Annotated in this window: 15 protein-coding genes; 8 read left to right on the plus strand and 7 right to left on the minus strand. The window is 53.3% G+C overall.

Going from position 1 to position 13,067, the window contains the following annotated elements; translation table 11 throughout:
* Positions 1–271: 271 nt before the first annotated feature.
* The 3 genes from XYCOK13_RS08270 to XYCOK13_RS08280 all read right to left on the minus strand — a co-directional run bounded on the left by XYCOK13_RS08270 (position 272) and on the right by XYCOK13_RS08280 (position 2,539).
* Entirely contained in the window at positions 272–1,018 is a 747-nt protein-coding gene (locus tag XYCOK13_RS08270; RefSeq protein WP_213411617.1) for a GTP pyrophosphokinase, read from the minus strand.
* A gap of 385 nt (positions 1,019–1,403) precedes the next feature.
* Entirely contained in the window at positions 1,404–2,066 is a 663-nt protein-coding gene (locus XYCOK13_RS08275) for a hypothetical protein (protein ID WP_213411619.1), read from the minus strand.
* Positions 2,067–2,125: 59 nt separating this feature from the next.
* The gene (locus XYCOK13_RS08280; RefSeq protein ID WP_213411621.1) at positions 2,126–2,539 is read right to left on the minus strand and encodes a hypothetical protein; all 414 of its coding nucleotides are present in this window, start codon (positions 2,537–2,539) and stop codon (positions 2,126–2,128) included.
* Positions 2,540–3,353: 814 nt separating this feature from the next.
* Between XYCOK13_RS08280 and XYCOK13_RS08285 the strand changes: the two genes are divergently transcribed.
* On the plus strand, positions 3,354–4,412 hold the full coding sequence (locus XYCOK13_RS08285) for a lytic polysaccharide monooxygenase (RefSeq protein ID WP_244865067.1): 1,059 nt from the start codon (positions 3,354–3,356) through the stop codon (positions 4,410–4,412).
* A 165-nt stretch (positions 4,413–4,577) separates the two neighbouring features.
* Here XYCOK13_RS08285 and XYCOK13_RS08290 read toward each other — a convergent pair whose 3' ends face one another.
* Positions 4,578–5,162, minus strand: a complete 585-nt coding sequence (locus tag XYCOK13_RS08290; protein WP_213411623.1) for a TetR/AcrR family transcriptional regulator — start codon at positions 5,160–5,162, stop codon at positions 4,578–4,580.
* A 154-nt stretch (positions 5,163–5,316) separates the two neighbouring features.
* Here XYCOK13_RS08290 and XYCOK13_RS08295 point away from each other — a divergent pair, with 154 nt between their 5' ends.
* The 3 genes from XYCOK13_RS08295 to rocF all read left to right on the plus strand — a co-directional run bounded on the left by XYCOK13_RS08295 (position 5,317) and on the right by rocF (position 9,012).
* Positions 5,317–6,234 carry an ABC transporter ATP-binding protein gene (locus XYCOK13_RS08295; RefSeq protein ID WP_213411625.1) on the plus strand — a complete coding sequence of 306 codons (918 nt, stop codon included), beginning with the start codon at positions 5,317–5,319 and terminating at the stop codon, positions 6,232–6,234.
* Positions 6,234–7,838: an ABC transporter permease gene (locus XYCOK13_RS08300; RefSeq protein ID WP_213411627.1), complete on the plus strand. Its 1,605-nt coding sequence runs from the start codon at positions 6,234–6,236 to the stop codon at positions 7,836–7,838. Before XYCOK13_RS08295 ends, XYCOK13_RS08300 begins: the two co-directional genes overlap by 1 nt.
* Before the next feature lie 268 nt (positions 7,839–8,106).
* The gene (gene rocF / locus XYCOK13_RS08305) at positions 8,107–9,012 is read left to right on the plus strand and encodes an arginase (protein ID WP_213411629.1); all 906 of its coding nucleotides are present in this window, start codon (positions 8,107–8,109) and stop codon (positions 9,010–9,012) included.
* Positions 9,013–9,205: 193 nt separating this feature from the next.
* On the opposite strand, the gene XYCOK13_RS08310 is transcribed toward rocF, so the two are convergent.
* Entirely contained in the window at positions 9,206–10,036 is an 831-nt protein-coding gene (locus tag XYCOK13_RS08310) for an aldo/keto reductase (protein ID WP_213411631.1), read from the minus strand.
* A gap of 281 nt (positions 10,037–10,317) precedes the next feature.
* Here XYCOK13_RS08310 and XYCOK13_RS08315 point away from each other — a divergent pair, with 281 nt between their 5' ends.
* The 4 genes from XYCOK13_RS08315 to XYCOK13_RS21845 are packed head-to-tail and all read left to right on the plus strand — an operon-like array spanning position 10,318 to position 11,543.
* Positions 10,318–10,560 (plus strand): helix-turn-helix domain-containing protein, encoded by a 243-nt coding sequence (locus XYCOK13_RS08315; RefSeq protein ID WP_213411633.1) that lies wholly within the window; start codon positions 10,318–10,320, stop codon positions 10,558–10,560.
* Positions 10,561–10,564: 4 nt separating this feature from the next.
* Positions 10,565–11,074 (plus strand): peptide deformylase, encoded by a 510-nt coding sequence (gene def, locus XYCOK13_RS08320; protein WP_213411634.1) that lies wholly within the window; start codon positions 10,565–10,567, stop codon positions 11,072–11,074.
* 18 nt (positions 11,075–11,092) lie between these two features.
* Positions 11,093–11,269: a hypothetical protein gene (locus tag XYCOK13_RS21840; protein ID WP_244865069.1), complete on the plus strand. Its 177-nt coding sequence runs from the start codon at positions 11,093–11,095 to the stop codon at positions 11,267–11,269.
* A 10-nt stretch (positions 11,270–11,279) separates the two neighbouring features.
* The gene (locus tag XYCOK13_RS21845) at positions 11,280–11,543 is read left to right on the plus strand and encodes an MMPL family transporter (RefSeq protein ID WP_244865068.1); all 264 of its coding nucleotides are present in this window, start codon (positions 11,280–11,282) and stop codon (positions 11,541–11,543) included.
* 182 nt (positions 11,544–11,725) lie between these two features.
* Here XYCOK13_RS21845 and XYCOK13_RS08330 read toward each other — a convergent pair whose 3' ends face one another.
* Positions 11,726–12,787 carry an LLM class flavin-dependent oxidoreductase gene (locus XYCOK13_RS08330; protein WP_213411635.1) on the minus strand — a complete coding sequence of 354 codons (1,062 nt, stop codon included), beginning with the start codon at positions 12,785–12,787 and terminating at the stop codon, positions 11,726–11,728.
* Between the two features lie 98 nt (positions 12,788–12,885).
* On the minus strand, positions 12,886–13,067 hold a 182-nt coding region (locus tag XYCOK13_RS08335), incomplete at its 5' end, for a hypothetical protein (protein WP_213411636.1).

A 13,067-nucleotide genomic window follows, 5' to 3' on the forward strand; every position in this document is an offset into this window, starting at 1 on the left:
TGGCTGACCGTTACAGGGCGTGTGGAGCGATTTGGCTATTGTGACGGACACGGTTGAAGCAATCGATCCGCATCAGCCAAACAAGGAGTCGACAATGGTTGACCGTTGCAGCGGACCGCATCGTAGTATAGAGGACGGGGCCATGCTTCGCGTTCCCCAAACAAGATGCTCTCAAGTGACAGCAGAGCTGGGGGAGCTCCTTCTTCGCGCAAACTCGTAAGCCGGGAAGGCGGCGCAGCATGAGCGAACAGCGGGCGCGCTAGTGACTGTCTTAGTCTCGGCTGTCCTCCTGCCGGATAAGCTTCAGCAGGTTATCCGGGATGCGGAAGTTGTGCTTGCCCACCAACACCTCGAGATCGAGCTCCTCATCTGCGTAGCGGCTAAGTTTGATTTCCTCGATTTCCTTGTGAAGCCGCTCCATCTTCTCATCCAGCTCATAGGCGGCATCAGCCGCTTCCTTCAGTTCCATAAGCAGGTGCTGCGGCACGGATTGGTTGTATTTATAAAAAATCTTGTGCTCCAGACTGGCCCAGAAGTCCATCGCAATTGTGCGGATCTGCACCTCGACATAGACGTGCTCCTGCCGGTCCGAGAGGAATACGGGGACGGCTACCAGCAGATGCAGGCTTTTGTACCCGTTCGGCTTCGGGTTGGCAATATAGTCTTTGACCGATATGGTGCGCAGATCGCTCTGGTTTTGCAGCATTTCGCTGATCGTGTATATATCCGAGATGAATGAGCAGGTAATGCGGATGCCCGCAATATCTCTTATCTGGTCGCGAATGTCATCCAGCGATTGAGCCCCTCCCTTGCGATACAGCTTTCTCATGATGCTCTCCGGCGACTTCAATCTTGACTTCGTATGCTCGATCGGATTGTAGTCGTGCAGCAGCTGGAACTCCTCGCTCAATATTTCAATTTTCGTCTCCATTTCGCTCAACGCAAATTTATACACCATCATAAAACTGGTGATCCGATTTTTGATCAGGCGCAATTGTTGAATAGGGTTATCGCTCATGGCTTCCTCCTGAGTCCGTGTTAGGCTTGTTAAGTGTATGAAGATGAACGTGAGATCCTTGCGTTCAGGAAATCAGCTTCCCTTTTTATAGTAAGACATTTTGAGACTCAAATGCCAATAGGCCGGTGGCGACAGTGTGAACATTGTGGGCGGCGAGGGTGGAAGGGGTCCGTTTCCAGTGCGGCGACAACCTGGGAATAGAGAGGGAGAGGAGGGCTCGCATTCCGTGAAGAGCCTTATGAGTTGACGGACGCCGCCGGCTTTACGTGCGGCACTGGAGCCCGTGATTGCAACGATGCACGACAAGGCATCATCACGCTGGGCATTCACTGTGCGGGGCACAGCGTGTGCGCATTCCGTGACGATGCCTGCGTACTGGAGGCTTCTACACAATGTTCGGCATAATGTAGACAACGTCATATCCAGGATAACTGGCTTCTACCTCAGCCGCTACATCCTGCAGCTCCGCCGTTGTTTCATAAGTGATCTCGTGATTCTTGTCATCCTTCCTCAATATCACCTTATACTCGCGTTCATTGTAGTCGTATTCGTAGATCTCCGGATCTCTCAAGGAAAAGCGAATGAACAGCTTTTCATTCTCCTTGCTTTCCAGCAGGTCAGCCACACCTCTGAGCATGCGCGCGATGTCATGGGTGAACATGTTCTTGCGAACGTTGGCAAAACCATAGGATTGAAGCGTGTTCACATATTGGTCGATTGGCGATCTGCCAAGCTTATTGGCCAGCTTCAGCTTGCGCGGGGCTTTGAGGGCATGGCCTTTCAGCTTGGGCTGGCGAAAACGTCTGTCCCTGACAGTCAGGTAAGCCACATTCTCTTGAACTTTATCAATCACCAAAACCTCATTTTCCTTCAGATTGACGGCGTTCACAACATGCTTCGGAATATTCGCTTGACCGGTGGCATTGACCTTGTAGCCCTCGTCACTCTTCATGACCATCACTCTCGACCCTTCTACCTTATAGGCAACCCGATCGCCAGGGTGAATGTTCAGCAGCTCCCTGAACTCTTTCCTGAAATTCAACAACATCAACGGTCCCTCCAAATAATGGTAATTTAGATCAACGTACATACTAGCAGGCGCCAAAACTATGGCGTTCTTGCCAGATCCTTGTCCTTGCCGACCAACGTGCGCACCAACTCCATATAACGTTGGGCGATCGTGGCATATCTGGATTTGGCCGAAATCTGCTTATCGAAGTAAACCTTCCGAAATTCGGAATCATAGTAGGTTACCTTGCTTGGCTGGATGTAATTGACGCGGTCTACCTTCTTGAGATCCAGCAATGGCATCAGAAATTGGCCCACTTGATCCAAGGTGGAAATCATATGGTAAGTGGCATCGCGCGTTTCGAACAGGAGTGTGCGGCCGTCTGTCGAAACACTGCAAATTTCGTCCAGCCTCAAGAAGCGGAATTGCCCTTTTCCCCCGTTAGAGGAATCCCTGAGCATGACGGGAATGCGTACATGATTCATCTCCTTTTCTGTGTAGTGTTCTGGCATCGCGATCACCCTTTTCTATTAAGAATGTATGCAAGAAATGTGCAAGGGGAGGGGAGTCCCAGTCGATCAGCTTTCCCCCGATATCTTCATAATAGCACACATTATATGGGAATGGCACCTCTTACTATCTAAAAAATCTTAACTCTCTCAAAACTTATTTCAACTAGAATTGGTCATGATCAGTATGCTAGGATGGACATAGGAGAAAAGTCAGCAAGCTAGGCACGGAGCGGCTTTTCGCCGATGCAGGGGCAAAGGGATTCGAAGGAAGCAGAGCATCGTCATTGCAGAGGAAGGCGACTTTGCCTCATGGGGCGGAGCAGGATCGGATGGGATTCCATCGAGAGCAAGAAATCGACACTTATGGAAAAGTGAATGTTGGATTTCGTTTTTTTCCAGGGATGAACTGTCGGCTGCATCGAAAGCGTTTTCCGTCTGTATGGTACTGCCTCTTGCCCAAGTCCGTCCGGCCCGGCAATCCGGCTATCAGAATCCTGAGATCAAGGCGTTGCGAGTAAGCGACTCCTTTCCGCATGAAGATGCGGCCATCGTTTCAGGGTTTGGTGATAGATGCACAACCAAGGCTTGTGGTCTTAGGTCAAGACACAGTGGCACGGGATCAGAAGGGGTGCGGAGCTTTTTCTGCTATGAAGGGTGGCCGTAGAAGTACACTGCCGCTTTTGAATTCCGGGCACATTGCACAGGCTTTGCTTGGAAGGGAGTGATTGTTTTCTCATTCTTGTAACCGCTCACATGTGGGCTGTCCGTGTCGATGAAGGAATGCTATTTTTTTATAAAAAGGGAGGAAAATAAAGTGAATCAAGGTGTGTTGAAAAATCGATTTTCGCTATCGAGACTGTTAGTTGTTGCCGCCGGCGTTGCGATACTGGCACTCGTATACTTTGGATTGCTTGCAGACAAGGCTTCTGCACACGGTTACGTAGTGGACAGCCGTGCGCATCTGTGTGCGCAGGAAGTAAATGTGAATTGTGGACCGGTGCGCTGGGAGCCGCATAGCGTGGAAGGCCGCGGAGACTTCCCTGAGATCGGCGTGCCGGATGGACAGCTGGCGGGAGCGACAGTGTTCCCTGGCCTGGATGCCCAAACAGCGGATCGCTGGGCGAAAGTGAATATGCAAGGCGGACCGCACACGTTCCATTGGAAGATCGTTGCGAACCACAGCACGAACACTTGGGATTACTATATTACGAAGCCGGGTTGGGATCCGAACTCTCCGTTAAAACGGGCTGATCTCGAACTGTTCTGCCGCTATATCGATCATGGCGCCCTGCCGCCTGATGATGTATACAACGATTGCTTCATTCCGAACGACCGTACAGGATATCATGTCATTCTCGCTGTTTGGGATATTGCCGACACGCAGAATGCCTTCTATCAGGCGATTGATGTGAACCTGAGCATCAACCCGAACGCGCCGACAGTGCCGGCACCAGGCTTCCCAGGCGATCCTGACCGCTTCGGAGACATTCTGGAATGGAATCCGATCCGTGCTTACACAACGGGCGAGATCGTTCTCCACAACGGTCAAATCTGGAGAGCTAGATGGTGGACGCAAGGACAAGAGCCGGGTACAACAGGCCAATATGGACCATGGGAGCTAGTCAGCGGTTCGGGTGAACCGCATGAACCGCATGAACCGCATGAGCCAGGCCAACCGAACGAGCCCGGCGAGCCGAATGAACCGGGTGAGCCGAACGAGCCGGGCAATCAGTATCCGGCTTGGAGCTCCAGCCAGATTTATACTGGCGGAGAGATTGTCTCCTACAACGGCCAGCTGTGGAGAGCCCAATGGTGGACACAAGGGCAGGTGCCCGGTGCCGATCAGTGGGGTCCATGGCAGCTTGTGAACTAAGCTAGCCTGTTCTGCCTGCACCACCCTTTCCATCCAACCAAGAAGGTGTCCGTTCCCGCTGATGGGTTCGGGCGCCTTTTTTTGTTGGTTGTTGCGGCTTTTGAATCTGGTTCTGTCAAATCGTTTAACGGAGCACTTGAAGCAGATATGGATTTCCTCATTTTTTTACTCCCGCTTTCCAGCGATCCCGTAGAAAATCAATTTCATAATATCCTCCGTCATAGGCAGCACATTGCTGTAGACCTCTTCCCGCTGCAGGTATTCATAGAGCGCATGCATGAAGAACAGGATAGCCTCGTTGGACAAATTCGGGTCCACATAGCCCTGCTCCTTGCCTTGGTTGAACAGGGAGAACAGATTCGGCAGTGTCTTCTCCTGAAAGATCTCGCGGAGATGACCCGGGCTCGTTGTATATTCCCGCATAATGTAGAGATACAGATCTTCATGCATTTCCTGGGCGGCTTCCTTCTTCCGAAAGATGAGACGCTTCACTTTTTCCGGGAAGTCCAGCTCGCTCAATAAGATCTCCTTGAATTCCTCGGACATTTTGTCCAAATAATACAAGAAGACCTCATGCGCCAAATTGTGCTTGCTCTCGAAATAATTATAGATCGTTACTTGCGATACGCCGGCCTTTTGTGCGATTTCGGCTATGGAGGGCTTCTGTACCCCGTATTCCATAAAGAGAACCAATGCAGCTTCCAAGATGTCTTTTTTCTTCTGTGCGCGGCGACGTTCAAATCCGTTCATGTTCATTTTCCCTCCCATTGTAATGAGTGTAATCAAAATTATGTAATAAAACAACTAGAGAAGTTCATAAACTGTTGCATTGCGATAAAAATATGTATATCATGAACTATATCAATTAATTTATTTCATTATTTTCTGAAGGGGAGGATATCTCATGGCGGTATTGCGCACGGCCAATCTCACCAAATCATTTGGCAGCTTTACAGCATTGAACGGAATAAATATTGAAGTCAATCGGGGAGAGGTGTACGGCTTTATTGGCCCGAACGGCGCGGGGAAGTCTACAACGATTCGCATTCTGCTCGGCATCCTGAAAGCCACTTCGGGCGAAGCGACCATCTTCGGGATGGATGCATGGAAGGATGCGGTAGACATACACAAGCGGCTCGCTTACGTGCCGGGGGACGTCAATTTGTGGCCGAATCTGACTGGCGGAGAAGTGATTGACCTGTTTGTCAAGCTGCGAGGCACGGCCAATAAGAGCAGGCGGGAAGAGCTGATTCAGAGGTTCAAGCTGGATCCGTCGAAGAAGTGCCGTACGTACTCGAAGGGAAATCGTCAGAAGGTAGCGATCATTTCTGCCTTCTCGTCGGACGCGGATCTGTATATTTTGGACGAACCGACATCGGGTCTTGATCCGTTGATGGAGCTCGTCTTCCAGGAGTGCGTCATGGAGGCGAAGCAAGCAGGGAAGAGCGTTATTCTGTCCAGCCATATCTTGTCCGAGGTGGAGCGGCTTTGCGACAAGGTGGGGATTATTCGCGATGGCCGGCTGATTGAGACTGGAACGCTTGCCGAATTGCGGCATCTGACGCGGACGACTTTGCGTGTACAGACAAGGCAGCCTGTTCCGGCGCTGGGGGAGATGAAGGGCGTATATGATTTGGAGGAGGACGGTCTGGACTTGACGTTCCAAGTCGATTCGGAGGAGCTTGGGCAGGTGATGGCGTATTTGAGCGCCTCCGGCTTGGTGAAGCTGGAAAGCGCTCCACCGACGCTGGAGGACTTGTTCATGCGGCATTATGAGGGGAGCGGGCATGCTCCGCAAGCGGGAACGGGAGGCGAACGGTAATGGCCAGCCAATGGTATGCACGCACAGGGCGCCTTGTCCGATTTATTCTGCGGCGTGACCGTTTGCGCATCCCGCTATGGCTGCTGGCTATAGCCAGCCTGACGCTTGTTGTCGCGCAAGCCTTTGCAGGCTTGTATCCGACTGCGTCGGAACGACAGACGATGGCTGAGACGATGCTGAATCCGGCCATGACCGCTATGTTGGGCAAAGGGTATGGTCTGGACAATTATACCCTCGGTGCAATGATGGCTCATCAAATGCTGCTCATGACCGCTGTCGCAGTCGGGATCATGAGCATGCTGCTTGTGGCTCGCCATACGCGGGCCGATGAGGAAGAGGGGCGTATGGAGCTGATTCGCTCCCTGCCCGTTGGGAGACTGTCAAATTTGCAAGCGACGGTGCTGGTCGGCTTCGGCACCAATGCGATACTGGCCCTGCTTGTCGCAGTCGGGCTGTATTCCCTGCGCTTGGAAAGCATGGACCTGGAAGGATCGCTGCTTTACGGGGCAGCATTGGGGGCCGCGGGGATGTTCTTTACCGGGGCCGCGGCCGTCTTCGCTCAGCTTTCCCCAAGTGCTCGCGGCACTATTGGACTGTCCATAGCCGTGCTCTTGCTCGCGTATCTTGTCCGGGCGATTGGCGACGTCACGGATGGTGTGCTCACATGGTTTTCTCCATTGGGCTGGGTGCTCAGCGCGGAAGTGTATGTGAACAACTATTGGTGGCCGGTTATCCTTACGGCTGCTGTCGCGCTCTTGCTCGCGGCGGCCGCATATGGCCTGCACGCCATGCGGGATTTGGAAGCCGGTATATGGCCGGCACGGCCTGGCAGAACCCGGGCATCCGTGTTCTTGCAGAGCCCGCTTGGACTGGGACTGCGTCTGCAGCGAACCGGTCTGATTGCCTGGGCGATCGGCATGTTCGTGCTAGGCGCATCTTACGGCTCTGTGCTCGGGGATTTGGATTCATTCTTCGCAGACAACGCGATCATGAATGAGCTGCTGTCGCAAGCGGAGGGCTATTCCTTGACCGAGCAATTCATTCCGTTTCTAATGATTATTATTTCGATCATATGCACGGTTCCCGGATTGATGGCAATCTTAAAGCTCGGAGCGGAAGAGAAAAAGAACCGGACCGAGCATCTCCTTAGCCGTACGGTCTCCCGACTGCGCATCATGGGCAGCTATGTGGGAATATCCCTGGCGACTGGCTGGATCATGCTTTCTATGGCCGCTATCGGTCTGGGATTAGCCGCATCGGCTGTGATGGAGGAGCCGATTGCACTCGGCGCCTTCTATCAGGCAGCCATGTCCTATTTGCCAGCCGTATGGACCATGATCGGGGTTGCTGTCCTCCTGATCGGCGTGGCCCCGAAGTTTGCCGGTCTGGCATGGGCTTACTTGGGCTTTTCGTTCTTCGTCGTTTATTTAGGCAGTCTTCTGCAGTTCCCGGTTTGGCTCGGCAATCTGTCGCCGTTCGCGCATGCATCTCAGCTGCCGGTGGAAGAGATGGATTATACCCAAGCCTTCCTTCTGCTCTTGGTCGCGGGTTTGCTAATTGCGGCAGGCATGCTCGGTTACAGGAAACGGGATATTCACGGGTAATCGTTATTTAAAAAGGCATTCGGTTCTTTTCCTCCCTGCCAGAAACGAACCGCCTCCTAGGTTTTGTCGTTAGCGAGCGGAAACAGGCTCCCTGGATTGCTCGTTTCTCATCATGCAGCAAGGTTCACTTTGCCCCGTTGCCGTTGCATGCAGAGTATAAATCTTCCGTGGGAGATAAAACTTATGAAAAAGGGCGCGCAAAATGGTTGCTGCCATGTATCGGCTGGATAGGATATGCGTTGGAACCAATCGAGGAGGCTGAGTGAAGGTGAAACAGAAGACCGTATCCATATTGAGCGTTCCTTTTGATCTTGGTGCAGGACGCAAGGGCGTTCATTTAAGTCCAAATGCGATTTTGCAGGCAGGACTGGAGCAGCGGTTGGCGGATGCAGGGGTTTCTTGCGTTCTGGAGGGTGAGGTCGTGCCGCCTTCAACCGGCAAAGGAAAGCAAAATACGGCGGATAATCTGAAGAATCTGGAGGAGGTTGTCACCGTCAATGAGAAGCTGGCCGACCGCGTCGAGGCTGTAGTCAGGAAGGGGCAGTTCCCTCTTGTATTGGGAGGCGATCACAGCATTGCCATTGGGACGCTGTCCGGCCTGACGAGACATTATAAAAATCTGGGTGTGATTTGGTTCGACGCCCATTCGGACTTGAATACGGCCGAAACGAGCCCATCCGGCAACATCCATGGCATGTCATTGGCAGTTGGACTGGGCATGGGAGATCCGCGTTTAACGAAAATCAAGGAAGGCGGACATCCGATCAAGTCCAAGCATGTAGTCATTATAGGCGCCAGGTCGATCGATGAAGGAGAGAAAGCGTACATTAACGATTCGGGCGTGACTTGCTTCACGATGCACGATATCGATCAAATGGGCATGGAAGAGGTGATTGCCCAGACGCTGGATCTTCTGCGGGATACGACCGACGGCATACATCTCAGCTTCGATGTGGACAGTCTCGATCCGTTGGAGGCACCCGGCACAGGCACACCGGTCAAGGGCGGCGTCAGTTACCGGGAAGCGCAATTCGCGCTGCGGCTCTTGCATGAATCCGGTCTCATTACCTCTGCTGAATTCGTGGAGGTCAATCCGACGCTGGAATCTGACAATGCGACAGCGGAAGTGGCCCTGGAATTTATCGCCTCCTTGCTGGGAGAGCAAATCCTGTAATCGTTTGGGATTCTCAAGGACAGATGCATGTCAGGCAGAGAGACCCTGGACTGCAAGCAGGATACTTGCAGAGCGAAGTGCCGCCAGCATGCGGAGAGGATTGCCGATGTGCTTTCATCAAGGGGTAGCAGCAATAAGAAGCAGCAAGCCGGAGGTCAGGCCTCTGGCTTGCTGCATTGTGACGTTATCCGCATCAGAAGAGCAGTTCGTCCGGATCAGGACCAAAGCGGTAATCCTGATTCAGCTGATCGATTTTGCTCATATCGTCTTCCGAAAGGGTGAAGTCGAAAATATCAGCATTTTCTTGGATGCGTGCCTGGCGGACGGACTTCGGAATGGTCACGATGCCGTGCTGCAGGTCCCAGCGAAGCACAATTTGCGCAGGGGTTTTGTTATACTTGGCAGCCAGCTCCGTCAGTACCGGCAAGTCCAGCTTGCCCTTCATGATGGGTGTCCAGGCTTCCAATTGAATGCCCTCGTTCTTGCAATACTGAAGCAGCTTCTGCTGGTTCAGCAGCGGATGGAATTCGACCTGGTTGACCGCAGGAATGATATCGCTGTCCTGCTTGAGCGACTCCAGGTGATGCTCCTTGAAGTTGCTGACGCCAATCGCGCGAATGTAGCCTTCCTTGTACAGCTTCTCGAACGCTCGCCACGTATCCTTGTACTTGTCCTTGCCAGGCCAGTGAATCAGATACAGATCGATATACTCCAGATCGAGCTTGCGGCGGCTTTCCTCGAAGGCTTGCAGCGTCGATTCATATCCTTGGTCGCTATTCGCCAGCTTCGTAGTCACAAAGATCTCCTCGCGCTTAATGCCGCTCTGTTTAATTGCGGTCCCGACCCCTGCTTCGTTGCGATAGCCCGCCGCCGTATCAATCGAGCGGTACCCGGCCTCCAGCGCATAGCGCACCGAGTTGATGACTTCCTCGCCTTCCTCCACCTGGAACACGCCAAGTCCGAGCCAAGGCATGCGCACGCCGTTGTTCAATTCCGTAGTGTCTGCAATGTGTTGAATCTTCATGGTTCCTACCTCCTGTTCAAGGATCTGTCTTCTATTGTATAGAAGCATCCGGGCGAATGTAAGAAGTATAATTGGCTTAACTAACTGGGGTTGAAGTAACCAAGCAAGGTCATGAAGTGTCTAAAATGGCCGATTATCGTCTCCCGGTTCCCGTTCTTTTGTTGGCAGATATGCGTTTCGCGTTTCTTCCACACAGCACACTTTACATCCAAATGGAAATCAGTTATGTTAGGTTACAACTAATAAATTAAGGCGTTGCCTAATTTGCTGGAGGGGATTGCATGCTAGTCTGGATGCTTAGACAAGTAATGGCCGAACGCGGGATTTGGAAGGGTTCGGAGCTGGCTCGACTGCTGCAGGAGAAGGCGGGCTACAATCTGACTCCGGCTTCGATCAGCGCTTTATTAACGAAGTCGCCGCGGCAGATGAAGGCGGAGACGCTAGATGCGCTGTGTACAGCGTTGGATTGTACGCCGAATGACCTGTGGCATTATACACCGCCGCAGAAGATGAAAGGAGCGTGAGTTCATGGCGGTCAAAGCAATACTGCCGTTCGGCGATCCGATCCTGCGCAAGAAGGCCAAGCCGGCAGAGATCAATGCAAGGACACTCAAGCAGCTTGACGATCTGGTCGAAACGCTTTATGCGGAGGATGGCCGCGCCGGCTTGGCTGCGCCGCAGATCGGGATATTGCGCCAGCTGGCTGTGATGGATTGCGGAGACGGACTGATTGAATTGATTAATCCGGTCATCATCGAAAGCAGCGGAGAACAGGAAGGAACGGAAGCTTGTCTGTCGTTCCCCGGTTACATCGGTTACGTGAAGCGGGCGAACTACGTTAAGGTGCAGACTTTGAACCGTCAAGGAGAGGCGATTGTGCTGGAGGGTGAGGGCTACCTGGCCCGCTGCATGCAGCATGAGATCGATCATCTCCACGGTGTGCTGTTTGTCGATCACGTGAAGGAAAAGTGGCTGTACCACGAAGCCTCTAAGCAAAAAATCAGCACGCTTGAGGTTGTACGCTTGACCCAGCGGTAGGTGTGCGGGGCGCAACGGATGGGCATGACTCGTTCCTTCGAGATGCCCGTTTACATGATGGGGACTATTCTCGTTTCCTTTCTGGCTGCATTGGGGCTCGCTAGGTTTCTAGGCAGTCTGCTGGTTGGGATCGATCCAATCAGCAATCGGGTGCCGCTCGATTCTTTTCGCCTTCTTAGTGGCGCTTGGCATTGACTGCAATAGGATGCGTATCTCCGGATTTATGGAGGAACGGCGGAAGCATTCGGTGAAAAAGGCGGTCGAACGATCCGTATCGGCTAAGGGCGGAGGCATTTCCTCGGCAGTCATTATTCTGGCGGTCTCCTTCGCCGTATTGATGACGCAGCCGATTCAGCTGCTGTTCGTGCTGCTGTTCGTGTTCGGCTTTATCGTCACGGGCGGGACTTGGCTCGACGCGTTCCTTATTCGCGGTGTCCTCATGCCGGCGTTGCTGCTGTTGCTTGATTAGGAAAAGCCCGCTAGACAGAGCTGCAAAGCATGTAGCCGCCTAACGCAAAAGACGCCAAGGATTTGGTCCTCGGCGTCTTTTTGCGTCAGGCATGAGGCTTGCTGCTGCCTGTCATGACTGCATTGTTAGTATGTGCGGGAGCAGGAACGGTGATGGACCGCCCCTGCATGGTGGATGGCTGCCTATTCGCGGGCCAGCTCCTTGCGCACAATCGGGGCGACGCGCGTGCCCAGCAGTTCGATTGTGTGCAAGATGTCGCGGTGCGGCATAGTGCCGACGTTAATGTGCAGGAAGAAGCGGGTGACGCCGAGATTTTTGCGCAGCAGCAGGATCTTCTCGGCGACATATTCCGGGTCGCCGACATAGAGCGCGCCGCGCGGGCTGCATGCGGCGTCGAAGGTCGCGCGCGTATAAGGGCCCCAGCCCCGCTCGCGCCCGATGACGTTCATCTGCGCTTGAGTTGGCGGGAAGAACAGCTCAGCCGCCTGCTCGTTCGTATCGCCGACAAAGCCGTGTGAATGGGTCGCGATCTCCAGCTTGTCGGGATCATGACCTGCACGCGCAGCTGCCTGCTTGTACAGTTCAACCAAGGGAGCGAACTGCTCTGGCATGCCGCCGATGATCGCGAAGGCAATCGGCAGGCCGAGCATGCCTGCGCGCACCGCTGATTGCGGATTGCCGCCGCTGGCGATCCATACAGGAAGCGGGTTCTGCACGGCACGCGGGTATACCCCAAGATTGCGGATTGCGGCCCGGTGCTTGCTGCCGGGCCAATTGACCTTCTCGGATTCCCTAATGGCCAGCAATAGCTCCAGTTTTTCGTTGTACAGCTCGTTATAGTCGTCCGGGCTATAGCCGAACAGGGGGAACGATTCCACGAACGATCCCCTTCCCGCCATAATTTCTGCCCGGCCATTGGACAGTCCGTCCAGTGTGGCGAATGATTGGTATACGCGGACAGGGTCATCCGAAGACAGTACGGTGACGGCGCTGGTCAAGCGAATGTGTTGAGTCATAGATGCAGCGGCGGCGAGCACAACTGCGGGGGCGGAACTGGCGTAATCGGCCCGATGGTGCTCGCCGACACCATAGACGTCGAGTCCTACTTGATCGGCCAGAACGATCTCTTCGACGGCTTGCCGCAGCCGCTGGGCATGGCTGATCGCTTGTCCTGTTTTCGGATCGGGTGTGGCTTCGAGAAAGGTGCTGATTCCGATTTCCATCTTTGTTGCCTGATCGGCCATGTATATTCTCCTCCTTTGTTTCTTCTAGTGTACTCATTTTTTTATTGTTTCTCAAATTTAGTAAGCGAGTAAGGAGAGGGCGAGGCTCTTGGGTGCTTTCAACTGCTGTACTGCAGAACTGCGCCTTTTTGAACGAAATATCGTACAAAGCTGCCAGTGACATGGGTGTTCCGCGTCCTTTTGAACGAATAGTCGTACAAAGCTGCCAGTGACACGAGGTTTCCGCACCCTTTTGAACGAATAATCGTACAAAGCCGCCAGTCGAACACGACGTTTCCGA

The sequence above is a fragment of the Xylanibacillus composti genome, assembly GCF_018403685.1.
Classification (GTDB): Bacteria; Bacillota; Bacilli; order Paenibacillales; family K13; genus Xylanibacillus; species Xylanibacillus composti.

Excerpts from the sequence above, each read along its gene's own strand:
- XYCOK13_RS08275 (WP_213411619.1), bottom strand. The coding sequence starts at position 2,066 with ATGTTGTTGAATTTCAGGAAAGAGTTCAGGGAGCTGCTGAACATTCAC.
- XYCOK13_RS21845 (WP_244865068.1), top strand. The coding sequence starts at position 11,280 with ATGCGTATCTCCGGATTTATGGAGGAACGGCGGAAGCATTCGGTGAAA.
- XYCOK13_RS21840 (WP_244865069.1), top strand. The coding sequence starts at position 11,093 with ATGGGCATGACTCGTTCCTTCGAGATGCCCGTTTACATGATGGGGACT.
- XYCOK13_RS08270 (WP_213411617.1), bottom strand. The coding sequence starts at position 1,018 with ATGAGCGATAACCCTATTCAACAATTGCGCCTGATCAAAAATCGGATC.
- XYCOK13_RS08290 (WP_213411623.1), bottom strand. The coding sequence starts at position 5,162 with ATGAACGGATTTGAACGTCGCCGCGCACAGAAGAAAAAAGACATCTTG.
- XYCOK13_RS08315 (WP_213411633.1), top strand. The coding sequence starts at position 10,318 with ATGCTAGTCTGGATGCTTAGACAAGTAATGGCCGAACGCGGGATTTGG.
- XYCOK13_RS08295 (WP_213411625.1), top strand. The coding sequence starts at position 5,317 with ATGGCGGTATTGCGCACGGCCAATCTCACCAAATCATTTGGCAGCTTT.
- XYCOK13_RS08280 (WP_213411621.1), bottom strand. The coding sequence starts at position 2,539 with ATGCCAGAACACTACACAGAAAAGGAGATGAATCATGTACGCATTCCC.
- XYCOK13_RS08310 (WP_213411631.1), bottom strand. The coding sequence starts at position 10,036 with ATGAAGATTCAACACATTGCAGACACTACGGAATTGAACAACGGCGTG.
- XYCOK13_RS08300 (WP_213411627.1), top strand. The coding sequence starts at position 6,234 with ATGGCCAGCCAATGGTATGCACGCACAGGGCGCCTTGTCCGATTTATT.
- def (WP_213411634.1), top strand. The coding sequence starts at position 10,565 with ATGGCGGTCAAAGCAATACTGCCGTTCGGCGATCCGATCCTGCGCAAG.
- XYCOK13_RS08330 (WP_213411635.1), bottom strand. The coding sequence starts at position 12,787 with ATGGCCGATCAGGCAACAAAGATGGAAATCGGAATCAGCACCTTTCTC.